General features: G+C 35.9%; 23 protein-coding genes. 9 read left to right on the plus strand and 14 right to left on the minus strand.

The features are described 5' to 3' along the window. Window positions 1-26: 26 nt before the first annotated feature. From SSOP1_RS12605 to SSOP1_RS12615, 3 genes are all read left to right on the plus strand, one after another. Window positions 27-1,493, plus strand: a complete 1,467-nt coding sequence (locus SSOP1_RS12605) for an MFS transporter (protein ID WP_009988487.1) — start codon at window positions 27-29, stop codon at window positions 1,491-1,493. 290 nt (window positions 1,494-1,783) lie between these two features. Further along, window positions 1,784-2,539 carry an alpha/beta hydrolase gene (locus SSOP1_RS12610; RefSeq protein ID WP_009988484.1) on the plus strand — a complete coding sequence of 252 codons (756 nt, stop codon included), beginning with the start codon at window positions 1,784-1,786 and terminating at the stop codon, window positions 2,537-2,539. A gap of 5 nt (window positions 2,540-2,544) precedes the next feature. Then, a complete protein-coding gene (locus SSOP1_RS12615; protein ID WP_009988483.1) occupies window positions 2,545-3,606 on the plus strand; it encodes an alpha/beta hydrolase in 1,062 nt (353 codons plus the stop codon). 7 nt (window positions 3,607-3,613) lie between these two features. Here the strand turns inward: SSOP1_RS12615 and SSOP1_RS12620 are convergent, their stop codons facing one another. Next, the gene (locus SSOP1_RS12620) at window positions 3,614-4,540 is read right to left on the minus strand and encodes an MBL fold metallo-hydrolase (protein WP_009988480.1); all 927 of its coding nucleotides are present in this window, start codon (window positions 4,538-4,540) and stop codon (window positions 3,614-3,616) included. Window positions 4,541-4,582: 42 nt separating this feature from the next. Between SSOP1_RS12620 and SSOP1_RS12625 the strand changes: the two genes are divergently transcribed. Next, on the plus strand, window positions 4,583-5,539 hold the full coding sequence (locus SSOP1_RS12625) for a fumarylacetoacetate hydrolase family protein (RefSeq protein ID WP_009988479.1): 957 nt from the start codon (window positions 4,583-4,585) through the stop codon (window positions 5,537-5,539). On the opposite strand, the gene SSOP1_RS12630 is transcribed toward SSOP1_RS12625, so the two are convergent. Continuing rightward, complete coding sequence (locus SSOP1_RS12630; protein ID WP_009988478.1) at window positions 5,533-6,468, minus strand: alpha/beta hydrolase; 936 nt, start codon at window positions 6,466-6,468, stop codon at window positions 5,533-5,535. The genes SSOP1_RS12625 and SSOP1_RS12630 overlap by 7 nt on opposite strands. Window positions 6,469-6,502: 34 nt before the next feature. Continuing rightward, window positions 6,503-7,447, minus strand: coding sequence for an aryldialkylphosphatase (gene php, locus SSOP1_RS12635; protein WP_009988477.1), 945 nt, complete (start codon window positions 7,445-7,447; stop codon window positions 6,503-6,505). A 78-nt stretch (window positions 7,448-7,525) separates the two neighbouring features. Here php and SSOP1_RS12640 point away from each other — a divergent pair, with 78 nt between their 5' ends. Further along, window positions 7,526-9,205, plus strand: a complete 1,680-nt coding sequence (locus SSOP1_RS12640) for a long-chain fatty acid--CoA ligase (protein WP_009988474.1) — start codon at window positions 7,526-7,528, stop codon at window positions 9,203-9,205. A 52-nt stretch (window positions 9,206-9,257) separates the two neighbouring features. On the opposite strand, the gene SSOP1_RS12645 is transcribed toward SSOP1_RS12640, so the two are convergent. The 4 genes from SSOP1_RS12645 to SSOP1_RS12660 form a co-directional block, all read right to left on the minus strand. Beyond that, complete coding sequence (locus tag SSOP1_RS12645; protein WP_009988473.1) at window positions 9,258-9,704, minus strand: CoxG family protein; 447 nt, start codon at window positions 9,702-9,704, stop codon at window positions 9,258-9,260. A 2-nt stretch (window positions 9,705-9,706) separates the two neighbouring features. Next, window positions 9,707-11,005 (minus strand): FAD-dependent oxidoreductase, encoded by a 1,299-nt coding sequence (locus SSOP1_RS12650; protein ID WP_029552488.1) that lies wholly within the window; start codon window positions 11,003-11,005, stop codon window positions 9,707-9,709. 455 nt (window positions 11,006-11,460) lie between these two features. Then, a complete protein-coding gene (locus SSOP1_RS12655; protein ID WP_009990971.1) occupies window positions 11,461-12,684 on the minus strand; it encodes a metal-dependent hydrolase family protein in 1,224 nt (407 codons plus the stop codon). Window positions 12,685-12,691: 7 nt separating this feature from the next. Beyond that, complete coding sequence (locus SSOP1_RS12660; RefSeq protein ID WP_009990972.1) at window positions 12,692-13,972, minus strand: MFS transporter; 1,281 nt, start codon at window positions 13,970-13,972, stop codon at window positions 12,692-12,694. Window positions 13,973-14,175: 203 nt separating this feature from the next. On the opposite strand from SSOP1_RS12660, the gene SSOP1_RS17855 reads away from it, so the two are divergent. Then, entirely contained in the window at window positions 14,176-14,307 is a 132-nt protein-coding gene (locus tag SSOP1_RS17855) for a hypothetical protein (RefSeq protein ID WP_014511418.1), read from the plus strand. Between the two features lie 273 nt (window positions 14,308-14,580). Here SSOP1_RS17855 and SSOP1_RS12665 read toward each other — a convergent pair whose 3' ends face one another. From SSOP1_RS12665 to SSOP1_RS12675, 3 genes are all read right to left on the minus strand, one after another. Then, the gene (locus SSOP1_RS12665; RefSeq protein WP_009990974.1) at window positions 14,581-14,949 is read right to left on the minus strand and encodes a nucleotidyltransferase domain-containing protein; all 369 of its coding nucleotides are present in this window, start codon (window positions 14,947-14,949) and stop codon (window positions 14,581-14,583) included. Beyond that, window positions 14,925-15,314 carry a HEPN domain-containing protein gene (locus SSOP1_RS12670; RefSeq protein WP_009990975.1) on the minus strand — a complete coding sequence of 130 codons (390 nt, stop codon included), beginning with the start codon at window positions 15,312-15,314 and terminating at the stop codon, window positions 14,925-14,927. The genes SSOP1_RS12665 and SSOP1_RS12670 overlap by 25 nt, the downstream gene beginning before the upstream one ends. Before the next feature lie 206 nt (window positions 15,315-15,520). Next, complete coding sequence (locus SSOP1_RS12675) at window positions 15,521-16,093, minus strand: metallophosphoesterase family protein (protein ID WP_009990977.1); 573 nt, start codon at window positions 16,091-16,093, stop codon at window positions 15,521-15,523. Between the two features lie 41 nt (window positions 16,094-16,134). Here SSOP1_RS12675 and SSOP1_RS12680 point away from each other — a divergent pair, with 41 nt between their 5' ends. Continuing rightward, the gene (locus SSOP1_RS12680; RefSeq protein WP_009990979.1) at window positions 16,135-16,548 is read left to right on the plus strand and encodes a secondary thiamine-phosphate synthase enzyme YjbQ; all 414 of its coding nucleotides are present in this window, start codon (window positions 16,135-16,137) and stop codon (window positions 16,546-16,548) included. Here SSOP1_RS12680 and SSOP1_RS12685 read toward each other — a convergent pair. Beyond that, a complete protein-coding gene (locus SSOP1_RS12685) occupies window positions 16,537-17,505 on the minus strand; it encodes a GH12 family glycosyl hydrolase domain-containing protein (RefSeq protein ID WP_009990980.1) in 969 nt (322 codons plus the stop codon). The genes SSOP1_RS12680 and SSOP1_RS12685 overlap by 12 nt on opposite strands. Before the next feature lie 374 nt (window positions 17,506-17,879). Between SSOP1_RS12685 and SSOP1_RS12690 the strand changes: the two genes are divergently transcribed. Together SSOP1_RS12690 and SSOP1_RS12695 are read left to right on the plus strand one after the other, a co-directional pair. Next, entirely contained in the window at window positions 17,880-18,620 is a 741-nt protein-coding gene (locus SSOP1_RS12690) for an enoyl-CoA hydratase/isomerase family protein (RefSeq protein ID WP_009990982.1), read from the plus strand. Between the two features lie 136 nt (window positions 18,621-18,756). Further along, entirely contained in the window at window positions 18,757-19,800 is a 1,044-nt protein-coding gene (locus SSOP1_RS12695) for an NAD(P)-dependent alcohol dehydrogenase (RefSeq protein ID WP_009990984.1), read from the plus strand. A 69-nt stretch (window positions 19,801-19,869) separates the two neighbouring features. On the opposite strand, the gene SSOP1_RS12700 is transcribed toward SSOP1_RS12695, so the two are convergent. The 3 genes from SSOP1_RS12700 to SSOP1_RS12710 form a co-directional block, all read right to left on the minus strand. Then, window positions 19,870-21,681 (minus strand): phosphoenolpyruvate carboxykinase (GTP), encoded by a 1,812-nt coding sequence (locus SSOP1_RS12700; protein WP_009990986.1) that lies wholly within the window; start codon window positions 21,679-21,681, stop codon window positions 19,870-19,872. A gap of 533 nt (window positions 21,682-22,214) precedes the next feature. Beyond that, on the minus strand, window positions 22,215-23,612 hold the full coding sequence (locus tag SSOP1_RS12705; protein ID WP_009990987.1) for a glycosyltransferase: 1,398 nt from the start codon (window positions 23,610-23,612) through the stop codon (window positions 22,215-22,217). 45 nt (window positions 23,613-23,657) lie between these two features. After that, a complete protein-coding gene (locus tag SSOP1_RS12710) occupies window positions 23,658-24,251 on the minus strand; it encodes a hypothetical protein (RefSeq protein WP_009990988.1) in 594 nt (197 codons plus the stop codon). Window positions 24,252-24,499: the final 248 nt, after the last annotated feature.

A 24,499-nucleotide genomic window follows, 5' to 3' on the forward strand; every position in this document is an offset into this window, starting at 1 on the left:
ATAGCTAGTATCTAATTATACAATTTATGTATAAAGCTAGAAAATTGACTTTCATAAGATATTTTTATGAATTAACTGGTGTAAGCACATCTATGAGTAGTAAATTAGATGAATACCTAGCTAGGATAGATAGACTACCAACTTGGGGGCTATCATATGCAGTACTATGGGCACTAGGAATAGGTTATTTTGCCACCTTATATGACGCAGTATCGAATTTAGGTTACGCTTTGCCATTCATCCCTTTCATAAACGCAACTCAAGCTTCAATTATCGTATCTGTGGGATTAGCAGGTTACATAGCTGGTTCGATAGGTTTTGGTGTTGCTTCAGATAGGATTGGTAGGAGACCAATACTGATTACCACTTTTGCGCTTTTAGGAATTGGTAGTTTGGGTATGGGTTTAGCTACTAACTATTTCATGTTGTTTATTTTTAGATTGCTAGAAGGTATAGGTATTGGAGCGGCTCTCAATTTAGCTATGGTCTATGTCGCAGAGTTTTCACCCAGTATGAAAAGAGGAAAATACGCAAATTGGATTTTCATCTCGGGGTGGACTGCGGTGGGAGTTGGTACGGTCGCCGCAGCGTTCATCGTTACTATTAACCCTACAGTAGGCTGGAGAATAATTTTCCTTTTGCCTGCAGTTTTATCCCTTATGACTACCGTCGTTTTAACTATTTTATCTCCAGAAAGTGTTAGAATATTGGTAAAGAAAGGAAAAGTACAAGAGGTCGAGAAGATTGTGAATAAGATGGAGGAGATAAGTATGAGGAGGGCTAGAATGGAATCACTTCCACAGCCTAAGATAATTCATTACGAAGAGACTCCATCCTCTAGCCAATTGAAAATACTAAGAGAGTCGAAATATCTTAAGCGTCTAATTTCGCTCACGGTCTTCTGGTTTTTCATCTACTTCATACAATACACATCTACAGGACTTGGTCCTACGTTCGTAAAAGTAGTGATTGGGTTTTCTACAGCTCAATATGCAGAATACATTAGATTGTCAGGATTCGCAGCTATAGGAGCCACCATAGTTTCATTTATTTTATTAAGCGTAGTTGAAAAGACAGATAGAAGGTTGCTGACCCAAATTGGAGGAATAGGGTTCCTAGTTAGCTCTTTTGTGTCCACATATTTATTGCTTAACAAGGAACTGATAGTCTGGTTTATAGCCTATTTTCTTCTTGAATTCGTTGTTAACCCGCCATACTTAGCTGGGTATTTAATGAGTAGTGAAGCCTTCCCTACTGCAGCTAGATCAACAGCCTTTGCCATAACTGATGGTATAGGGCATTTAGGTGGAGTCATTGGGCCTCTACTTTTATTTCCTTTAATAAGGATAATAGGTCCGTTACCAGCATGGGTAGTTTTAGGCCTTCCAGTTCCATTTGCCGCAGCATTGTTATGGTTTACCATTCCGAAAACAGTAAAGGTTAGACTTGAGGAGGTTAATGAAGCATATAGAGAGGGTACTGCGCAAACATAGCTAAATCCCTCCTCAAATTCAGTTAATTAAGACTTTAGAGAACTAATAGTGAAAGTTTCGTAAGATTAAATAGTAAAGTATATAGTGAGTCAAAAATATAATGTAAATTAGGTGGAAAAATTCCCCTAGATCCAGAGGTAAGAAAGTTTTTAGATTATTTCTATAAGGCTAACATTTTAGATTTCACCAAATATTCATTACAAGAAGTTAGAGAAAAACTAAACAAACTCTTAGCAGAAGCTACACCAAAGGACTCTGTATATAAAATTGAGGATAGGAAGATTAAAGGGTTGGAAACTGAAATACCTATAAGAATATATTATCCAGATAATAAACGAGATCATCCTATAATTCTTCATTTTCATGGTGGCGCATGGATTTTAGGCAGTATCGAGACTGAGGATAGTGTTTCTAGAATATTGGCTAATTCTTGTAACTGTATAGTGATTTCAGTTAATTATAGACTAGCACCAGAACATAAGTTCCCTGCGGCCGTAACGGACTGCTTTGACTCTATTAAATGGACATATGAGAACGCTGAAAGTATAGGTGGTCATCCGAATCGAATCGCAGTTTTCGGAATTAGCGCTGGAGGTAACTTAGCTGCAGCTACGTCTATTCTTTCCAGAGATCAAGGGATAAAATTAAGGGCTCAAGCACTTGTGGTTCCCTTCGTATATCTAGACTTAGCCTCTACATCAATGACTGAATATAGAAAAGGCTATTTCTTGGACATTAACGTACCCATAGATTACGGAATAATGATGTACATAAGAGACGAGAAGGATCTTCTTAATCCCATGTTCGTTCCTTTAATTGCAGAAGATCTCTCCAACTTACCACAAGCCATTATTGTCACAGCCGAATATGATCCCTTAAGAGACCAAGGGGAGGCTTATGCAAAGAGACTAATGGAGGCTGGGGTTTTAACCTTAAGTTTTAGAGTTAACGGTATGGTTCACGGCTTTTTAGGTTCTCCTAATATTAGTAGGCTAGTTAGTGTAATGGTAGGTTCTGCGCTAAAGGACATCTTAATGAGGGGTTAACACTCATGTATGAAGAATGGAAAATCGTCAAAAGGGAAGCACCAATCTTGGGTAATGATCAGCTTATAGAGAACATATGGAAAATGAAGAGAGAAGATTCACCATATGATATTATATCTCTTCATAAGGTTAATTTAATAGGTGGAGGTAATGATGCTGTCCTTATCCTTCCCGGTACATGGTCCAGCGGGGAACAATTGGTAACCATAAGTTGGAATGGTGTGCACTATACAATACCAGACTATAGAAAATCTATCGTACTTTACCTAGCAAGAAACGGATTTAACGTTTATACAATTGACTATAGAACTCACTATGTTCCCCCATTTCTTAAGGATAGGCAACTTTCCTTTACGGCTAATTGGGGATGGAGTACATGGATTAGTGATATTAAAGAGGTTGTTAGTTTTATCAAACGGGATTCCGGACAAGAAAGAATATACTTAGCGGGGGAGAGCTTTGGAGGCATTGCGGCTCTAAACTACTCCTCGCTATATTGGAAGAATGATATTAAGGGGCTAATCCTGTTAGATGGTGGTCCTACTAAACACGGGATTAGACCAAAGTTTTATACTCCAGAAGTGAACAGTATTGAAGAAATGGAGGCTAAAGGTATCTACGTTATACCTAGCAGAGGCGGTCCAAATAATCCTATATGGTCCTATGCATTAGCTAATCCAGATATGCCAAGTCCAGACCCAAAATATAAGAGTATTAGCGATTTCTTAATGGATAGCTTATATGTAACCGGCTCAGCGAATCCATATGATTATCCCTACTCTAAAAAGGAAGACATGTTCCCAATTTTAGCTTCCTTTGATCCGTACTGGCCATATAGGTTAAGTTTAGAAAGAGATCTAAAATTTGATTACGAAGGGATACTTGTACCCACTATAGCATTTGTTAGTGAAAGGTTCGGTATTCAGATCTTTGATAGTAAGATATTACCTTCAAATAGCGAGATTATCTTATTGAAGGGATATGGGCATTTAGATGTGTATACTGGAGAAAACAGTGAAAAAGATGTTAATTCAGTAGTGTTAAAGTGGTTGTCGCAACAACGTTAGAAACAATCTATTTTTTCCCACCACCTTTCTTTTCTCTATATCTAATCATCTCTAAAAGTACTTTATCAATATTTTCTAACTTCGATGCTGGGGGATTTCCCTTTAACTCACTGTAAGCCCTAACTAAATTTCCAACAATCCTCTCCTTACTTATCCACTCATCGTATTTGCCTAAATTTATCTCATAGGCAGCTCTAATAGGGTCACTGATTGTCCTCATTATTTTTCTAGCCTCATCCCTAACAAATATTAAGTAGTCCCTCGATTCATATAAAGCATTTCTACCATAACTTACCTCACCATGACCCGGTATAAAGATTTCAGCATCTAAATTTGCCAGATTCTCTAGAGCATTTATATATCCTTGAATGTAGCCCATTAACGCAAATGGAGTACAAGGTGGAGAAAAAAGGAGATCTCCAGTAAATACGACTTTTTGGTCAGGAATATATACGTAGATGTCGCTAGTTGTATGTGCATAACCGACGTATGCTATTTTAATTTCCTCATCGTTATCAATAAATATTCTCATTTCATCTTTAATTACCACTTCTTGGGGCGTATATTGATAGCCGGAAAAATCTATTGCATTAAATAAATTTTCATATGGATTAATCCTTCGTTTTGCACCCTCCACTACTTTCTCCCTGCAGTTCTTATGGCAAATAGTTATTGCATTAGGGAATAAGTGATTAGTCCATAGGTGATCTTCATGTTCATGGGTATTTATCAAATACTTTATTGGTTTGTCAGTTATTTTCTTAATCTCGGAAATAAACTGCCTAGCCATTTTCTCGTTAGTTAACGAATCTACTACTACTGCGTAATTTTTACCTATTATTACACCGGCATTACTTAAGAACCAGTCACCATTAGGTTGAATGAAGGCATATACATTATCACTAATTCTTTCGAACTTATATTGAACTTCCATAATAACATATATTACCTATTGATTAAATAGTTTATAGAGATCATGAAACTAATAAGTTTCATTAGGGATAATAGGATAAGAAGTGGTGTTTTAGTTAATGACGAGTTTATAGCAGATCTAAACACCTCTTGCTACCTAATGCTAATTGAGAAAGGGGAAGAAGAACAATTTGCCGAGAGGTATTGTAATGCAATAGTACCTCCAGATATGCTAGGGGTACTTCAAGCTGGAGATAAGGGATTTGAAGTGGTTAAAGAAATTCTGGAATGGTCTAAGAAGAGAAATGATATCCTTTATAATATTAATCAAGTTAAGTTAAAGGCACCCTTAGTAAGGGCTAATATGTTGAGAGATTTCCTAGCATTTAGGGGACATGTTGAGGCAACTTATAAGAGGAGAGGACAACCTATACCCGAAGAATGGTTTAGGATTCCCATTTATTATAAGGGAGATCCGGCGATATTTTATGGACATTTAGAGGAAGTACCTTGGCCAAAGTATTCTAAGCTCGTCGACATAGAGCTAGAAATAGCTGCTATAATATATAAGAGAGGTAAGGACATTGATAAGATAAGAGCGAGGGATTACATATTAGGTTTCACTATCTTTAATGATTTTAGTGCGAGGGATATACAAATGGCTGAGATGAAAGGTTTACTAGGCCCAGCAAAGGGTAAAGATTTCGCAAATGGATTGGGACCTTGGATAGTAACAAAGGACGAGTTATCGGATATTAAGGGGTTAAGAGTCTACGCTAAGGTTAATAATGAAATCTGGTGTGATACTAAGGCAGAGGATATGCAATGGAGTTTTGAGGATATGATAGCGTATGTCTCTCAAGACGAGTACATTAGACCGGGCGATGTTTTCGGTAGTGGTACTGTAAGTGGATGTACTGGGTTAGATATAGGCAAATCGTTAAAGCCAAATAGTAGTATAGAATTATATGTGGAGAAGATAGGGATTCTGAAAAATATTATAGTAAAAAATCATCAATAGAAAACGTTAAACATTTTTCTAATTGATGATGCAATATGATGTATTGCTTCTTTTCCCGTATCTAAATACTCATAAAAACTCACGAAGCCGTGGATCATGCCGTTATATCTCAAGCTTATTGTCTTCACTCCACTTACCTTCAGTTTATGAGCGTACATTTCACCTTGATCTCTTAGGGGATCATATTCGGCGGTAATTATTAACGCGGGAGGAAGGTTATGTGATTCAGCCAATATTGGAGAGGCTAAGGGGTTGTAATAATCACTGTCTTCTTTAACATACTGCTTGTTGTACCATAAAATTCTCTCATAGGTTAGGAAGTAGCCATCCCCGTAATTATACATTGAGGGAGAGGAGTCTAACATGTTAACTACTGGGTATATCATTATTTGGTATTTCACAACGTTTTCTCCATTATCTCTATCAAGGATACTAACTACCGTGGATAAATTTCCCCCCGCACTATCTCCAGCAACTGCAATTTTTGACGTATCTATGGATAGCTTTCCTCCATTATTAGCTAACCACTTAACCACATCGTATGCGTCATAAACTTGTGTGGGGAATTTGTGTTCTGGAGCTAACCTATAATCCACTGAAACTATTATTGTATTTGACAACTTTGATATTAATCTACACACGCTATCATGAGTATCTAAATTTCCGTAAACGAAACCTCCTCCATGATAATACACTACAGCGGGAAGGTTTTCCCTTTGGTTTGGAAAATAGACCCTAACTTTTATATCACCATTCCTAACTGGGATAGTCATATCACGAATATTATATAGCCCAACCTTTTCGTTATTAAACATCTTTATAAAGAGCTCATTTCTAACCTTTCTGAACTCTTGAGGTGTTAAAGGAGTTGTAGGTAATAGCAAATTTATTTTAGTTAAGAGCTCCTTAACTTGTGGATCTAGTGGCATATTATAATAAAAGTGTTAAGTTAAAAATAAATATTTAGCTGAAGAACTTTTTCGGATTTTCCTTAAATATTGTAGCTATAACCTCTTCATTCACTCCATTTCTCTTTAAGAACGGTATCGTATCCTCAAATATTAGAGTTATACTCCATCTTGGAGCAAGCTTAGGTTTATATTCTGGTTTTGCAGTTCCCCAGTCGATTGTGCAACAATAATCGTGAGAGATCATTATCTTATCTGAATAACCATCTTTGATTAGTCTTAAGGTCGTTTCATTTCTCTTATCAACAGGTAGGAATAAATCTAAACCATATCTATCTAATCCAATAAAGGATCCCTTATCTGCTATCTTCTTTATGTAATCTATATTATCTGTATCACCTAAATGACCTATTAATATTTTCCCTGGATCAACACCTTCTTCAGTCAATATTCTTTGCTGTTCTAATCCGGTGTTATTGTGAGCGTTAGAGTGGGTAATTATTGGTACTTTAGTCTCTTTGTTTGCTATGGCAGCAGCCCTTATTACCTTCTCCACATCCTTTGTGATCCCAGGTTCATCTGCAGCTATCTTTACGAAGCCAGCTTTATTGAGAGTACCTTGTATTCCCTCTTTTATATCATGAATAAACAAGTCAGCTATCTCATCAATTGACCTATTTAAGAAATAGAAAGGTAAGTCGATATATATGTAAATCCCCGTCCCCGCAACTAAATTTATCCCGGTAGCCTTAACCACTTTTTCCATAAATCTGATGTCCCTACCCAATCCCATTACAGTGGGATCTACTATAGTCTTTACTCCAAATTGCATTGCCCTTTTAACCTCATTTACAGCGTTTCTGAACTCCTCATCTTCGTTATATAGATGGGGCCATTGTTGTCTGACCGCTTCGCTAAAAACTCTTAAATGTTCATGAATTAGCGTAAATCCTATGTCCTTAGATTCTATTGAATCTTTCCCAACTAATGGTATTCTCATATACTAGTCTATTTTATCCATAGTAGATAAGCTTTTCTGTGAATAAAGGTTTATTAGTGCATATATCTAAATTTTCCTATGAATCAAAGTATATTATATGATAGACCCTGGTTTAAATACTGGCCACCTAGATTACCAAAGACCTTAGATTACCCAAAAGTTCCCCTATTCAATATTGTTGAGGTCTCTTCACAGAGATATCCTAATAAAACTGCCATAATATATTATGGTAATAGAATAACGTATAAGGAGTTATGGGAAAGTATAATCAAGTTTTCAGCATTTCTAAGTAATAAGCTTGGAGTAAGAAAAGGAGATAGAATAGCATTATTTATGCCGAATTCGATACAGTGGATCATAGCCTATTTTGGAATCCTAAGGGCTAATGCAATATTGGTTCCAATAAATCCATTATTAGCAGAAGATGAGCTCAACTACATCCTTAAGGACTCTGGATCGGTTGGAGTGGTGACCTTATCCTCATATCTTAGCAAGGTAATGAAAGCCAAAGAGAATACTCAAGTTAAATGGGTTATTGCGGGTAGGTTTAAGGACTATCTTCCAGATAACCCAGAAATAAAGGTTCATCCACTGATGCTTAGGGAACCAGAGTTAAGTAATGACGTAATCCCTTGGAAGGAAACTTTAAGAAACAATTATACCCCTCCATCAGTTGAAGTAGATGCAGAAGATATTGCAGTGATTCCATACACTTCAGGTACAACGGGAGTTCCAAAGGGTTGTATTCACACCCATTCAACCATATGGCCTACGATTTTAGGTTCAGTTATCTGGAACACATTGGCACCTTCCGCAGTAGTCCTAACGTCCTTACCCGTATTTCATGTGACTGGTTTTATTCATAGCTTGAACGCTCCATTATATGTTGGGAGTACAATGGTTTTACTGTCTATTTGGGATAGGGAGGCAGCCTTAGATGCGATAGCGAAGTACAGAGTTACCCATTGGACTAACATATCCACAATGGTCGTAGACTTGTTAGCGACACCAGGCATAGAAAAGAGAGATCTGAGTTCCCTAATGTTAGTAGGAGGAGGAGGTGCTCCAATGCCTGAGGCTGTTGCTAGAAAGTTAAAGGAGTTAACTGGATTAGATTATATAGAGGGTTATGGATTAACCGAAACTATGTCTCAAACTCACGTTAATCCTCCACAGAGGCCTAAGTTACAGTGTCTAGGGATTCCACATTTTGGAGTTGACGCTTTAATAATAGATCCATCAACTGGCGAAGTGCTTCCACCTAATAGAGAGGGGGAAATAGTAGTTAGATGTCCCAGTTTATTTAAGGGTTATTGGAATAAGGAGGAGGAAACTAGGAAGTCGTTTATAACTATAAATGGTTTAGAGTATTTCAGAACTGGAGATCTCGGATATATGGACGATGAGGGGTATTTCTTTATCCTTGATAGGGTAAAGAGAATGATAAATAGGGCAGGTTACAAGGTATGGCCGACCAAAGTAGAAAATAAGTTATACCAGCATCCGGCAGTTTTAGAAGCGTGCGTAGTTGCAACACCAGATCCAAGGGTCAATGAGGAAGTTAAGGCATATATAGTACTAAAGCCAGAATATAAGGGAAAAATAACTGCTGATGAAATAAGGGAGTGGTGTAAACAACATATGAGTGCTTATGAATACCCCAGAATTATAGAATTCGTTGATTCATTGCCGAAAAGTGGATCTGGGAAAATATTATGGAGAGTGCTTCAAGAGAAAGAAAAAGGAGCTAATAAGTAAATGAATAAAATATTATCATTTTGTTTCTTTATTGGTATCAATACTAACTATATTAATAGGATAATTTCGAAGAAATACAATTTATTATATGATTTATGTTAGGCTCAGCTATTCTTCTAATATTCTCCTCCCCTAAAAGTCTAGATAACATCCCGAGATTTATCTTGGCAAACCAATTCACTCTAGTTATCCCTTCATCTTTCTTCAATCCCAAGATAATGTTAAATTTTATTCCCACCCCTGCTGATCTACCGTCACCGTTTATCTCTACACTATTCTCTTTTTCAATGATATTGGCATTTATGGAAGCGGTTAATGTAGTCATATGAGGTATTTTCATTTGTGACACATCTAGTTTAAAAATTGCCTTAAATACATTATTATTTGTCTCATAGCTCTGCAATCCAGTTAGGCATTCAGCGAACTGTTTTGGATTAATTAAAAATCCCTTGACGGCCTCTATAGTTCTCTTTACATCAAAAGTTCCCTTAAACTCCATTTCTACATCGTCCCTCTAGAAATTAGCGATAGGAGGATATATAGCGAACTTAAATACCTTTCTTCATCTAAGGATCCTTTACGATCCAGAATGCTCCTTACTATTACTTTAGGTAGCCTAATTTTTTCAGCGTAATTTAATAAGTTAATATCATTAGGGCTGAGCAACTTAGTAGTAGCTGTCTTGCTTGCACTCTTAATCCCTAGTTTTGAGGAAACTAAATCAGCCACTCTTTCTCCAGCTAGTCTTCCCGTAGTGAACTTACCGCCTATTACGGATACTAGTCCACTTAGTCCATTCTCCTTCTCATGATCTATTATTCTAAAGTCTCTTGAAGCCTCCCTAGCCGAGACTTCGCTCTTAATTAATGGCCTTACAGAAGCGTATGACCTAACTACCCTCATATTCTTTAATTTTGGTATTAGATATGCTCCCTCATTTACTAGCATGGCAATATCCTCATCCGATATGGTGAAATTGTCTGGATCCTCAATAATAGTAGCAGTAGTTCCTAAAATTGATGAGTCAGCGTATGGGACAATTATATCTCCATCAGAGGGTGGTCTCAGCCTATTGATTACCATATTATTAACCCTTTTATCAAACACGACTATAATTCCCGCAGTTGGCATTATAGGTATTTCCTCTAAACCAGCCATCTTTATTATATTGAATGACCAAGGTCCAGCTGTGTTAACTATGATGTCAGATTTTATCACGTTAGTATTGTTATTTATTTTATCTAAAACCTTAACTCCCTTAACGTTATTATTTTCTCTTATGATTTCAACTACCTCATTGTACGTTAAAATTTTCGCTCCATTTAACGATGCAGTAATTGCAACGCTTGCCAATAAGTCATAACCGTAAACCACCTTATCGGGAACCCATATAGCCATCTTTGTGTCCCTATTAATGAATGGCTCTTTTTGTAATACCTCCTTAACGTCTATGACTTTGCTCTCAATCCCCACTTTATTTAACGCTTTTATGAAAGTTTCAGAGAACTGTAAGTCGTCATCAGTGATGCCAAGAAATACTCCACCAGTATCTTTCACTGTATGAGGAGCTATCTTTGAAATTATTTTATTTTCTTGAATGCACTCCCTAGCCGAATCTGGATCAGTTACAGCATATCTAGCCCCACTATGAAGAAGACCGTGAAATTTCCCAGAAGTCCCATATCCTATATCACCTCTATCCACTAGCGTTACATCAATTCCTCTCAGTGCTAAGTCTAAGGCGGTAAATAAACCACTAACTCCTCCACCAATTACAGTTACCGTGGATTTAATCTCCATAATAATGTGTAGTGGATTTAACATTAAAAATGTTGACATAGTTTAACTTGCATGAGAGCAACAGTTGACAAATTTTACTACATAACTCTCTCCATTTAGGGCGTTGAGAAAGTCAGAATAAGCCATGCTGTGATATGTATCGTTAACAGCTTCCGCTTTGAGGTTCTAAATGATTCCTACCCGTCATAACCAAGAATGGGATAGCATTTATAGGAAAATCGTTACACTTTTACGTTACATTAAAAATATATAATAAATCTTTCCTGGTTAGATGAAAAATGTTTATTAATAAGCTATAATATTAAGAAGTACAATGAAAGATATTTATAAATACATGGATAAATATTTTGACTTTTTATGATAAGGGAATTTCCTAAAACTACTAATGGGATTTCTACATAGAATTGGATAACATTGGATTTCCTAGAAGTTTTAAAAATGATTAAATTAAAAAATTACAAGAACTTACCATCTTCTACAGTTAACTTACCGTTTTTAACTACTCTTCTAACTTTAGATAGATCCCTTATGTTTTCAGTTGGATCTCCATCTATTACTATGATATCGGCATCCTTCCCCACTTCTATGGCTCCAGCGTTAATTCCAATGGCAAACGCCGAATTATAGGTTGAGGCTCTTAATGAACTAATTGTAGATAAACCTCCTCTTTCTACCAAGAGCACACTTTCCATCCAATTTTTACCTATATCTATTTCCTCTAATCCAGTTTCAAAACCCAAATCCGTTCCAGTTATTATCATGACTCCATACTCCTCTGCCTTTTTAACTACATTTACAACGCTCTCTCTTACTTCGTTGATCTTTTGTAGCCCCCACTCATCAACTCCTATTTGCTTACCATATTTATATATTAATTCTTGGATTGTAAGCGTGGGTGTTAAGGTTACATTTCTCTCTCTCATAAGCTTTAATGTCTCGTCCCTAAGTAGAGTTCCATGCTCTAATGTCTTTATCCCAGCCTCAACAGCGATTCTGGCTCCTTTATCCCCATGAGCGTGAGCAGCAACATAAGTATTTATTTTTTCAGCTTCATTAACTATTGCACTAATCTCCTCGTAGCTCAGCTGTGGGTGTTCCGGCCTATCTCTTTGTGATAATACTCCTCCAGTAGCAAATATTTTAATAAAGTCAGCTCCATCTCTTAAAACTTTCCTTGATGCGCGAATACATGATTCTACTCCGTCACAAAATTCTGAAAAACTTAATGCCATCGAAAACTCTAAGGGAACATCATGACTTAGTTCGCCATGTCCGAAAGTTTGACTTATAGGCTTTCCCGCTGCAATAATTCTGGGTCCATTTATTATCCCTTCACTCACGCCTCTCTTTAGAGCTAATGATATTGTTTCGCCACAATCTCTAACAGTAGTGAACCCAGCTAACAGCAATTTCTCTAGCCACTTAGAAGCCCTTAACACTCTATACTCTGGTTTCTCAAACATTGTTTTTAACAAACTCCCTCCTTTAATACCAGTAAGGTGAATATGCGCATCTATTAGCCCGGGCATTACAAACATATCTTTGGCATCGATCTCAATTTTAGCTTGCTTATTCTCTTTAGATATCTCTACAATTTTACCATCCTTTACGTAAATATTAACCTTTCCCACAACTCCTTTACCATTAAATACGTTACCATTCTTTATTCCTAAATCCAATATTCTATCACCTTACTCTTTCCTGCCCTTCAAATATTGTCCCCTTAGTCTCCTTATATAACAAATAGGCTATTAATGTTATTACCATCCCTGCTATACCCCAATATACCGGAGCTAGCTTATAACCTGTAGCGTATATTAAATAACTTGCAATAAATGGTGTTGTACCTCCAAAAACTGCAACTCCTACATGATAGTCGAAGGATAATGCCGTATATCTAACTTTAGTTGGAAACAGTTCAGTTAAGGCAGCAGCATAAGCTGCAGTTGAAAATGAGCCTATTGTTGAGTATAAAATTTGAGCTAATAATATTAATGAGAACTGACCGGTAGAAATTAAGTAGAAGTACGGATACACAAGAATTAATAGACCGACTGCGGTAGTTATCATCATTGGTTTCCTCCCTATCTTATCAGCCAGTAGTGAAAATGCAAGTATACATATAGCTTCCACAATATATCCTATTGTTAACGCTAATGAAACAGTCTTCGCTGGTACTCCTATTACAGTTTCTAAATAAGAAGCCGCGAAAACACTAGTAGCATAAGTTAACGTAGTTCCACCTATAATAAATCCTAAACCTAATAATATTCTCTTCCAGTAGAGTCTGAATGCTTCAGCAAGGGGGAATTTTGATATCTGGCCCATTTCCCTAACGTTCTTGAAAACTGGTGATTCTGAAATTTTTAATCTAATAATTACTCCAATTACAGCAATAAATGCTCCAATTATGAAAAGTATTCTCCAACCAGTAGAGGCAAAAGCAGGAGGAGACATAATACTACTAAAAATGAATATTAATCCAGTAGCCATTAAGGGTCCTACTCCTTGAGCCATCTGAGCAATTCCTATATAAAAAGCTCTATTAGTGGGTTTAGCAAACTCGGCAGATAATGTTATACCACCACCGAATTCGCCTCCTAAAGAAAAACCTTGGAGAAGCCTTAAAACTGTTAATAACGTAGGAGCTAAGATTCCCAATACTGCATAGCTTGGCAATAAACCAGTAAACAAGGATGATAACCCCATTAACGACATAGTTACAATTAGGGTATATTTCCTTCCTATCTTGTCACCAAGGTGGCCGAATACTATAGCGCCCAACGGTCTACCTGCAAATCCCGTAGCGAAAACTGCTAATGTATCTAACAAAGATACTATCTTGTTGGTTGATGGAAAGAACAAGCTAGCCAGAATACTCGATACGAAACCAAATATTAAAAAATCATAAAACTCGAAGGCGATACCTATCATGGCAGCTATGGAAACTTTAGTTTCATCTTTCATAACTTTTCATCATCTTTAACTCTCTTAAATTTTTTTCTCATTTTAAGTTAGATGGCAACATGAGCAAAATACTTAATAAATTAAAATTTACTCACAATTATCCTAGGAACGCAATGCAAGAGATTAATCTTTATTTAATAATGTTAAATTAAACTTTACATAGCCGGAACAAGACTCAAATTACGTTTCTAGATTCATGCGACATGATGTCCAAGATCAATTACGAACACATATTGAAGAAGCTAGGAAAAGTTTCAAGGATAGATCTTCCCAAGATAGTTAGTGCTTTCAGAAAGTTTATAGCTTTAGGCAAAGGATATACCACTAGATCATAGTCTAAGAACTTTTCCAAAATACTAGTGAAGAAAGTGATATGGGGTTGCATAATACGACTCAACATAATCAACTTCTTAGACGAAAAATACTACGATTTATAAACCTGAGTCTCTGACCACTTGGCCTAATTCTTCCATTCTAGATACTTTATCACACTTTTCGTGCTCTTAATTTTCTTTAATAATTTCCAAATTTTTCATTATTTAATCTCGGCATAATCATAATAAAAAGTTTTTAAGGTGTTTAGAGTTACTGTCGCTTTTTAGAAATCCCTAATTATTTAAAAAAGACAACCCAATTTCTTTTGCTAGATCCTCTAGTCTCTTAGCTTCTTTTTTCATTTCTTTAATCAAAAGAGATTTAGGCTCCTTCCATTCTTCGGGTGTAAAAGCAAAGAATTCTACGCGTGCTCTCAAGTGCTTTCCAAGTTTTTCAAGCCTATCAATATACCTTAAGCCTTCAAAGTCTCGTGATATTATGACTAAATCTATGTCACTCGTCTCTAAGTAATCTCCTCTGGCCCTAGAACCCACTACGTACACATCTTCAATTCTAATTTCATTACTTATATCATTAATAAATTCTATTGCAACCTTTACCAATTCAACTTGACTTTTTAATGCAGATTTCGCCTTACCCATTCTATCACTTTTTCCGCTTTTTTTACTAACTCCTCAGCATCTTCCTTAGTGTACAACGAGTAAGGTATTGTATTCGCCGCATCTGGATACCTAGAGATAGTGTAATGCAAAGTAAGTTTGTTTACTTCGCTCCTTATCTCCTCTACTGGCAATCCTATCTCCTCCTTTATTACATATAATAATTGGTTTAAATCGTGTGTCCTCTCGATCTTTCCATTCTCTATCAAGAGGGCCTTTAGAGCTTTCTCAGCAGCTTGCTCTGCCCAAAAGGCTGAAGCATAATAGTGACCAGTCGTAATGGTGTCTTTAGCCGTTGCCAAATCCTCTAAGGCTTGTCTAAACCATTTTTGTGCCTCTTCTCTCATCAATTTAGATTAGCATCTAACTCTTTTAATCATAACTATTCTGACGAGAAGTGTGGAGGTAACAGTTGAATTCTGTTCCATGTTAGCAGAACTCTTTTTCTATCATTTATTGTCAGATAAAATGTGGAAAGAATACTGAGACCTAAGGAAGCTTGTCAATTACTAGGAGTTTCCTATTTATCGCTAATATTGAATCAGATATCTAATTAGGTTTTACTCTGGACCAATTTAACGTTACCTTTCTCTATTACAACGTAACCCCTATCATTGTATAAATTTTCTACATTAGACAAAGTACCCGCATTTACGCAATTAATACTCTTAAAATACCTTAATGCGTGAGAGTGACCTAATATTATCGTAGCATTGAAATTCATGAGCATAATTCTAAAAAATATACAGAAGAGAAAGGGTGGAATATTATCATTTATTTTCTTTAAGATTTTGGCTATACTATATTCATCACTTTCATTAAAGTATTGATGACCATGAAGGAGAATAAAACGTCTACCATTATTCTTAATCTTGACTAAATCAAAATCTCCTCTAAACTTATCTTCATCACCTCTAACATAGATTATATTCTTTCTGATTTTTAGGCTATTGATAAAATTTCTATAATCCTCGCTTTTAGAGACAACTATATCCCCTAAGAGAACAGTAAGGGAGGGTTTCTCAGATAGCATTATTTTATTTATCTCTTCCGTATTGCAGTAGGGGTAATGAATGTCAGATAGAATCAATATCTTACCGTCCCATTCAATGGAAATCTCTCTCAAACTTTTTATCCCTATGGTATAATTTTAATCGGTGGTAAAAAATGAAGGTGTACTTCGATGATATATACGTCTCTACAGCGAGGCAGTTTGAGTTAGTTGACATTACTGACCAAGTTGAGCAGATTGTGGAAAAGAGTGGTATAAAAAATGGGATTTGTCTAATATTCGTAGCCCACTCAACTGCGGCAATAGTTGCTAACGAACACGAAAGAGGTTTGATGGAGGACATTTTAACTAAGATAAAGGAGTTTACAGAACCTTCAAGAAGTTGGAAACATAATCTAATTGACGACAACGCACACGCCCACTTAGGGGCGACTTTTCTAGGAGCAGAAAGAGTATTCCCTGTTAGAGAAGGTAAATTAGTTAGAGGAACATGGCAGAATATATTTTTAGTGGAATTAGATGGTCCTAGAAGCGAGAGACATATCACAGTTGAGATTTTAGGAGAGTAACCAAATTTGCCACGAATACAAGTAATAGCCCATTATTGCAGTACCTTGGTTGTCACTAAACTCCATGCCAACTTGTATTGCATCTAGATAGTACGTGTTTACATTATATATATTTACCCCAGCTTTTTCTATATAAGAACCCATATTCTTTAATATATAACCTATGGGCACCCCGAATTCTGCCTTAGGTTCTTTTAAGGGTGATAGAAAGTAAACTCCCGTCCAGCCGTTAGCTGAGCCAGTTCTAGGCAAGACGTAGACTTCCCAACTCAAGTTCTCAATTTTACCATTAATAAGTGTTGGAATGCTCATGTTGCCAACATATATGAAATATGGCGTATGCGACAAGTTCTCATTCCAATACATCCAAATCATTATTTCGAAATCGCCATATTGTAAAGAAGTTATGTTTGGATTTTGTGAAAGCCAAATATCATAGGAGAAGTCGTCGATACTTCCGTTAATAAGATAAACGGAGTAATTGAGAATCGAATAGAAGTTTGGTAAGCGTAAAACAATCATTGGTAAGGATAGGAATTGAAGTTGTGTGGTTCTGTACATAAATGGCCACCATAATTCTTGACCATACATTAAACCCGGATAGCCATCAACTACATTTGATGATATCTTACTTATTTGAGATAGGTTTATGGCTACGTGTAAATAGTTGATATTTATGGTCATATTGACGTTTCCTAGAGCGTATCCTATATTCCACAAGAACGGCGAGACCATCAAAGTGGCATTTGTTGATGAATTCAGTATAGCTAAAGCATCTGCAGAATTACTAGAATAGTTACCAAGTACACTGAAAGGACGATTATGAGCGGGGAAAAGAGTGAACCTTTCGGTACTTCTTGTCAAGCTAGCATTTTGATGGAACTTTCCAAATTCTATAGACACAATTATGCCTAGTACAATTATTACCACGACAAATATAGGAATCAGCTTATTCATAAGATACTATTTACTCTAACATTATTTAAAAATTAGTTTAGACTCGGTCTAGTTTATCTATTGACTATTCTTTTTCAATAAACTACTATATTATCTTACTTTCAATTAATCTCAAAGTGTGCAGTTTAGGTTTGTAATACCTCTTAAACGTTTGTGAAAATTCAACAAAACCCCCAAGACATTAGTGCAAAAAGTTAACATACCCAAGACACTTGATCCAACTCATAAAATAACTAAACGATAATTGGAAATTCTGTATCGCTAAATATAAATTACAAAACTACGATAATTTTTTTATCTTAAATTTTGGGACTTTATCATGATTAATTTATAAGACCAACAATGCTTAAGATATCCCTTGAAATATTAGATTTATGACAAAAATCCTTTTGGAGAAGAGAAAAGACGTTTGTTGGATAACATTGAATAGACCTGAAAAGTTAAATGCGTTAGATAAGGAAAGCTGGAGTCTTTTAGCGAATCATTTAGGAGAATGTAACAATGATCAGTCAATTTCAGCGATAGTCTTAACAGGTAATGGAAGAGCTTTCTCTGCGGGAGATGACATAAACGCGATGTTAGAACTAAAAGATCAAAAGGATGCTCTAGATTTCTTCAACACATTATATAGCGCAGTGGAAAGCTTAGTGGATTTGAAAAAGCCACTAGTTTGTGCTGTTAACGGACTAGCTTATGGTGGTGGATGCGAGATACTCCTTTTCTGTGATATCGTAATTGCAGTTAAAGATGCTACTTTTTCCATTCCAGAGGGAAGGTTAGGATTAATTCCTCCAATCGCAATATCCTTGGGTTATTTAATTTTGGGTAGGTCAATTGCCAGGTTAGCATTGACTGGAGATTCTATAACTGCTGAAGAGGCTAAGATGATTGGACTGGTGGATATTGTTGTTGCAAATGAAGACCTCCTCACAGAAGTTGAGAGACAATTGGAAAAAATTAAAAGTATTGATAGGAGTTCTATTCTAACAATAAAAAATTGGTTAAGAGATGATAAGGAGAAGATAAGGAAGGCGGTTATGGAATTAGCGTTGATGGCGTTGGGTAATTCCGCAAAAGAGAAAATGAAGGAATTCATGAACAGAAAACGATCATAATAGTGGTTGCCATTGCCTTTGTCTATATAAATCTTAATATCATAATACTCTAGACAATTGTCAGTAATGCTATTACGTTATATAACATTATAATATTTAATAATACGAAAAACCTATTTATATTTTATGAAGTAGCATGAGAGCAGTTAGATTAGTAGAAATAGGAAAACCCCTTAGCTTACAAGAGATAGGTGTGCCTAAACCCAAAGGACCTCAAGTCTTAATAAAAGTAGAGGCAGCGGGAGTTTGTCATTCTGATGTGCACATGAGACAAGGAAGGTTTGGGAATTTAAGAATAGTGGAGGATTTGGGTGTAAAATTGCCCGTAACTTTAGGTCATGAGATTGCAGGAAAAATAGAGGAAGTTGGAGATGAAGTAGTTGGATATTCTAAGGGGGATCTAGTTGCAGTTAATCCTTGGCAGGGAGAAGGAAATTGCTACTATTGTAGAATAGGAGAGGAGCATCTGTGTGACTCTCCTAGATGGTTGGGGATTAATTTTGATGGAGCTTATGCAGAGTATGTAATAGTTCCTCATTATAAATATATGTATAAGCTGAGAAGACTTAACGCTGTAGAAGCAGCACCGTTAACTTGTTCTGGAATAACTACATATAGGGCAGTAAGAAAGGCATCTTTAGATCCAACTAAGACACTACTAGTAGTGGGTGCTGGAGGAGGCTTAGGCACAATGGCAGTGCAGATAGCCAAAGCTGTTAGTGGTGCAACGATAATAGGTGTGGATGTGAGGGAAGAGGCAGTGGAGGCTGCTAAGAGAGCTGGAGCTGACTACGTAATAAACGCATCAATGCAAGACCCCTTAGCGGAGATAAGAAGGATAACTGAAAGTAAGGGAGTGGATGCCGTAATAGACCTGAATAACTCTGAGAAAACGCTTTCAGTTTACCCTAAAGCTTTGGCAAAACAAGGTAAATACGTAATGGTGGGATTGTTTGGTGCAGATTTGCATTATCATGCACCTCTAATAACTTTATCAGAAATACAATTTGTAGGCAGTTTAGTTGGGAATCAATCAGACTTCTTGGGGATAATGAGATTAGCAGAGGCTGGTAAAGTCAAACCTATGATAACTAAAACTATGAAACTAGAAGAGGCAAATGAGGCTATTGATAATTTAGAGAATTTTAAGGCTATTGGAAGACAAGTACTCATACCATAAAAAGGAAAAACTTAAGTTATTTTTTTACAAAATATTTATTCTCAATAGAGTTAGAAGATATAAGATATTTCAATCTTTTTCTAATCTAAATGGCGATACTGAATCACCGTATTTATTGATGTAATCGACAATTCTCTCTTTTTGCATCTTCAACTCGTTGATTACTTCAGATGGTATATCTTCAAATTTAAGGTAAATTTCAATTATACGTTCGGTTTTCTCTAAGTATTTCCTCAATTTTATTGTGAATTGCTTTTCATACTCTTCCTTACCGTATTCCTTTCCTAAAACTCGTTTGAAAAGGGCTTTAAGATCTTCATAAAATGGGATAAGACCAATAGGTGTATAGATCGCATTAGCAGTTTCCTCCACTCTTTTTACTGCCCAGCTAACCCATACTTTCTTATCTTCCTTTGAGTTCAAGAACTTATTATCATCTTTTAGAAAATAGTTGAAACCAAATATTTTAGGACTTTTCCTTAATCTCTTGCCGAAATTCAAATAATTTCTTAAATATCTACTAAGTGAAATTGGCATGAAGTCTAAAATTGCCATTGGATTAAATTCTAGCTCATCAGACTTCCCAATTACTGCTGAAGTTCTAGCGGACTCCATTGAAGCTCCAATGGTTATAACTCCATGTGACCATGAAAAGGCCTCAACAACCGGAACAAGAGTACTATAATCTCTTACACCAAATATTATGCCATCAATGATGACGCCATTCGGATTATCCCAATTCTTGTCTAAATTACTAAATGAAGTTAAAGGAACAGTAAATCTAGCGTTCGGATGAGAGGCTGGTTTACCACTTTCCCTATCCCACCTTCCCTCATGGTTATATCCCCTTTCTGGTTTTGGTAATTCACTTCCCTCCCAGTATACATCACCATCTTCAGTCATTAATACATTAGAGAATATCACTTCTCCAGGTTTATGGAGAACTTCCCATATTATTGGGTCATCCCTAGCGTTTATGCCTTGTATAATCCCGAAAACTCCGATTTCCGGATTTACTGCCTTAGGAAGGCCTTCAAATTCCCTTATAAATGCTAAATCATCGCTTATTAGATTCCCGATCATTGACGTAGAGGTCTTCCCACTTCCAGAGGGAAATGACGCTGTAAAATAGTGTATACCTTTATCTCCATTGAATCCAACTATAGCCATATGCTCAGAAAGCCAACCTTCCTCTACAGCTTTCATTATAGTTAACCTTAAAGCTAACTTCTTCAAACCAACACTGTTACCAGCGTAAGTTGTGTTAACGCTATACACCGTATTGTTCGCTAGGTCAATCATTATCCTTCTTTTCTTTATATCTGGCTCTCCTTTTGAGTGGACGAACCTTAAAAATTTAGTGTTGTTACTGAAATCCTCAAATGCGATTCTATATAATATGTTTTCACTATGAATGACGTATGGAGAATCAGTCACTTGAACTGCTAAAATCTGGAAAGGGGAATTTCTGGGCCCTAGAGAATAAAATCCCACATACATTTCCCTCCCTCTCATTGAACCCTTAAGCAAAGTCAGCATTTCACTTAAACCCTCATTTCTAGGTTTAGTATTAACATAAGGGATCTTAGTATCACTGAGTATGAATGTATCTTCCCTAGCTCTAGCTTGATCTAAAGGATGATCGAAATGTATAGTATGCCCACTAGTCTGTAATCTTATCTCTTCCTTGCTTTCTAGAGCTTTCTTCCTAATATATTCCTTCTCCTCATCACTCCCAGTTATAAGATATACGCTATCTGGTTCGCACAACTTAACAACACTGTTTAAAAATTCAATTAAAGGATAATTATTAATGGATTCTAATTTTTTAACTGCATCTCTTTGAATGAAATTGTTTAAGAAATCTAAACTAGATTTCATGTTATATGTATAGTATTTAAGAGCATAAATGTTTTCCTTTTAACTAATAATAATACTTTACGATGGGCTCTAAACATCACTGTATTGAAAATAAATTTAATATATAAAGAATCATTTCTCTCTACTTTGATTAAATAATCTTAAATAGCCGATATGAGTGGGGACAACAATTTCATTCATTTGAAACTTAGTTTAAATTACTCTAATACCACTTTCGGTAAATGCTTTTATATTGTATAGCAAACTTTCTGAAAAAGGATTAAAAATTATAATATTTTATCCTTATTAACATCTAAATTACGCGTTGAATCGAGGATAGACTAAGGATTTATATGATTTATACTACATTAACGAAATTGTTATCTGCACTCTCCGATATATCAGAGAAAAAAGCAAAAGTCTAAAATCCTCTCTTTGCCTCATCGTTGAATATAGTTATAGAAAGTAGATAATCAAGCCAACAAGAAGATTAATATGCGGAACATTAACTTAGTCGAGTCAGTGAATAAGAAGTCAAAGTTAAAAATTATTTATTAATAATATCCATACTCTTTCATAAGTCTGTCTATAGAACAGAAAGCCGGGAACGTCTTATAAGCGTTGTAACCCACCTCGTAATACTTATTTAACGCTACTTTGATCTTATTTATAAACTCTTCATACTCCTTATTATCATCATAAACGTTAAATGGAAGTAGAATATCCCTATCTTCGCCATAGAGCCATCCGTTATAGCCATCATTAATTATCTCTGTAACAGCTCCGTCTCTAGAGGCTACTGATGGAATACCATTTATCCCTGCTTTCATAAAACTAGTACCACTAGCTTCCCAGCCGGAGTATGGAGTAAAAGTCCATATATCACTGGCCCATATTGCAAGTTTCATAAAATTAGCGTCAGCACCTCTTATGTAAATTACGTTATTTCTCTTATCGGAAATTTCCTTAAACTTTCGTTCGATTTCCACGGCGGAATAATCCTTAGGATGAGCTAATCCTCCTATTATGAAAAAAACATCATCCTTCAAATCATCGATTAGTCTTAAAATGAAATCCGGTCTCTTATATCCTGTAATTCTCCTTAGCCAAGCAATAGTAGGTTTATCAGTGTCTTTTCCTAGTTTCTTAATACTATCTCTTTTCACTTCTATTCTCTTTTTCATAAAATCATCCAAGTCTTTAACCATGTTAAGAGATGGGTTTCTCCATCTTGAAATTTCAATCCCATTGGTGACTGCTCTTATTTTATGCATGTGTTGAGGAAAAGTTCTACTTACATGTTTTAACATCTTTTTCGATACTACAATACCTTCTATTGAAGCGGAAAGACCAATATCTGTCATCACTACGTGATCAAGTGGGAACTCGAAACTAAATTCCTTTTTGAACAAATGAGATGGAAAAGTTGGATGACCCCAAGGTGCAGGAGTGTGAACTACAATTCTGTACCTAGGGAAATACCTTAAAAGTGGAAGGAAGGCTGGACAAGCCTCTTGCATATCAACGAATTTTACCTTATCCCATCCTATCCTTTCGCTAATGTAATTCTCTGCGACCTTTGCTAATAAAAGGCATTTATAAAACCTCTCATCATTGCTATTCTCCACATAAAGCTGGTCATTAAGATTAGTGTTTAATGGGTTAGCAAAGATAACTTTTGCAGTATTTAGAGTGTAAGCTAAATATTCAACCATTATTCTTTGATCTCCAACTGTAATCTCGTTTTCCCATTCCTTATTTAAATGGGATAATAACTCCCTTTGTTTTCCTTCTCCATCAGCGTAACCTCTTCTGTAGAGTAACGTAATTACCGTGTAGTTAATCCCCAATCTAGCTGCAGCGTAAAACTTATCTCCTTCAAGAATACCTAGGCCTCCAGCGAAATTTTGACCAATATCTAAACCAATCTCAGCTGTGACGCTTACTATCATGTCTGTTTGCTAAACTGATGAATCACTTAAAAAATTATTTCCAAATCATATTAGACTTACGCTTATACTTTTCTTTCCCTCCACTCTTATTTTATCTCTTCTCTTAACGCTAATAGGTCCAATAAATACTCCTAATGATACATAACCTTCCATGTACTCTCTAACCTTTTCTTCTGGCTTATATTTAGGCTCGCCATCTCCTATAAATCTATCATTTATGTAAAGCTTAAACGAACCGAAAGGAGGGTCAATCTCTGGACCTACATGTAATCTAGCCGCGAAAATATCGTCAGCGATAATGTAATGTTGAGGAAGATCCCATGTAGTAAATCTCGGAGCTGGTATTTCCAATCCTAAGAATGTCCTTTTAACCTCACCGTTTTTAACTAATGCAACTATTTCGACTTCTAATTTGTGATTCCTAAACCACAACTCTACTATATTTTCCCTGGTTATCATTGGCTTTGTCAATACTCCTTCACCGAAGGCAGATAATTTATATCCGCCTAAACCCTCGCTATTTATTAGCATTTCAACAAATTCATCCTTAACCTTCTTAGCCTCATCCTCAGCTAATGGGAAAGGTTCAATCTCTTTCCTACTCTTATATGCGTCGAATAATAACTCAGCCTTTTTCATTACTGTTTAGCAAGAAAATTAGATATTAAATATTTTCCTAGTTGTTGTTAGGTTAATACCAGCAGATGTTAGAGGCACTGTATCAAACTTCTCACTCTTTACTAGTAGTAGGAAGGGCAGTGGTGTTTCACCAAATTATTTCATTTGAAAGATATAATATTAGCACTTTCAAAAAGAGATTGATATAGAGAAAAACAATAAAATTATTATGAAACATAACATGTTAAAATAATTTGCAAAAAATATAG

This window comes from Saccharolobus solfataricus (genome assembly GCF_900079115.1).
Classification (GTDB): domain Archaea; phylum Thermoproteota; class Thermoprotei_A; order Sulfolobales; family Sulfolobaceae; genus Saccharolobus; species Saccharolobus solfataricus.

Bases quoted from the DNA above. Each gene is read 5' to 3' on its own strand.
- SSOP1_RS12710 (WP_009990988.1), bottom strand. From the start codon at position 24,251: ATGAAAAAGGCTGAGTTATTATTCGACGCATATAAGAGTAGGAAAGAG.
- SSOP1_RS17855 (WP_014511418.1), top strand. From the start codon at position 14,176: ATGATGTCCAAGATCAATTACGAACACATATTGAAGAAGCTAGGAAAA.
- SSOP1_RS12640 (WP_009988474.1), top strand. From the start codon at position 7,526: ATGAATCAAAGTATATTATATGATAGACCCTGGTTTAAATACTGGCCA.
- SSOP1_RS12700 (WP_009990986.1), bottom strand. From the start codon at position 21,681: ATGAAATCTAGTTTAGATTTCTTAAACAATTTCATTCAAAGAGATGCA.
- php (WP_009988477.1), bottom strand. From the start codon at position 7,447: ATGAGAATACCATTAGTTGGGAAAGATTCAATAGAATCTAAGGACATA.
- SSOP1_RS12670 (WP_009990975.1), bottom strand. From the start codon at position 15,314: ATGAGAGAAGAGGCACAAAAATGGTTTAGACAAGCCTTAGAGGATTTG.
- SSOP1_RS12605 (WP_009988487.1), top strand. From the start codon at position 27: ATGTATAAAGCTAGAAAATTGACTTTCATAAGATATTTTTATGAATTA.
- SSOP1_RS12660 (WP_009990972.1), bottom strand. From the start codon at position 13,972: ATGAAAGATGAAACTAAAGTTTCCATAGCTGCCATGATAGGTATCGCC.
- SSOP1_RS12705 (WP_009990987.1), bottom strand. From the start codon at position 23,612: ATGATAGTAAGCGTCACAGCTGAGATTGGTTTAGATATTGGTCAAAAT.
- SSOP1_RS12690 (WP_009990982.1), top strand. From the start codon at position 17,880: ATGACAAAAATCCTTTTGGAGAAGAGAAAAGACGTTTGTTGGATAACA.
- SSOP1_RS12680 (WP_009990979.1), top strand. From the start codon at position 16,135: ATGAAGGTGTACTTCGATGATATATACGTCTCTACAGCGAGGCAGTTT.
- SSOP1_RS12645 (WP_009988473.1), bottom strand. From the start codon at position 9,704: ATGGAGTTTAAGGGAACTTTTGATGTAAAGAGAACTATAGAGGCCGTC.
- SSOP1_RS12620 (WP_009988480.1), bottom strand. From the start codon at position 4,540: ATGGAAGTTCAATATAAGTTCGAAAGAATTAGTGATAATGTATATGCC.
- SSOP1_RS12625 (WP_009988479.1), top strand. From the start codon at position 4,583: ATGAAACTAATAAGTTTCATTAGGGATAATAGGATAAGAAGTGGTGTT.
- SSOP1_RS12615 (WP_009988483.1), top strand. From the start codon at position 2,545: ATGTATGAAGAATGGAAAATCGTCAAAAGGGAAGCACCAATCTTGGGT.
- SSOP1_RS12685 (WP_009990980.1), bottom strand. From the start codon at position 17,505: ATGAATAAGCTGATTCCTATATTTGTCGTGGTAATAATTGTACTAGGC.
- SSOP1_RS12630 (WP_009988478.1), bottom strand. From the start codon at position 6,468: ATGCCACTAGATCCACAAGTTAAGGAGCTCTTAACTAAAATAAATTTG.
- SSOP1_RS12665 (WP_009990974.1), bottom strand. From the start codon at position 14,949: ATGGGTAAGGCGAAATCTGCATTAAAAAGTCAAGTTGAATTGGTAAAG.
- SSOP1_RS12650 (WP_029552488.1), bottom strand. From the start codon at position 11,005: ATGGAGATTAAATCCACGGTAACTGTAATTGGTGGAGGAGTTAGTGGT.
- SSOP1_RS12695 (WP_009990984.1), top strand. From the start codon at position 18,757: ATGAGAGCAGTTAGATTAGTAGAAATAGGAAAACCCCTTAGCTTACAA.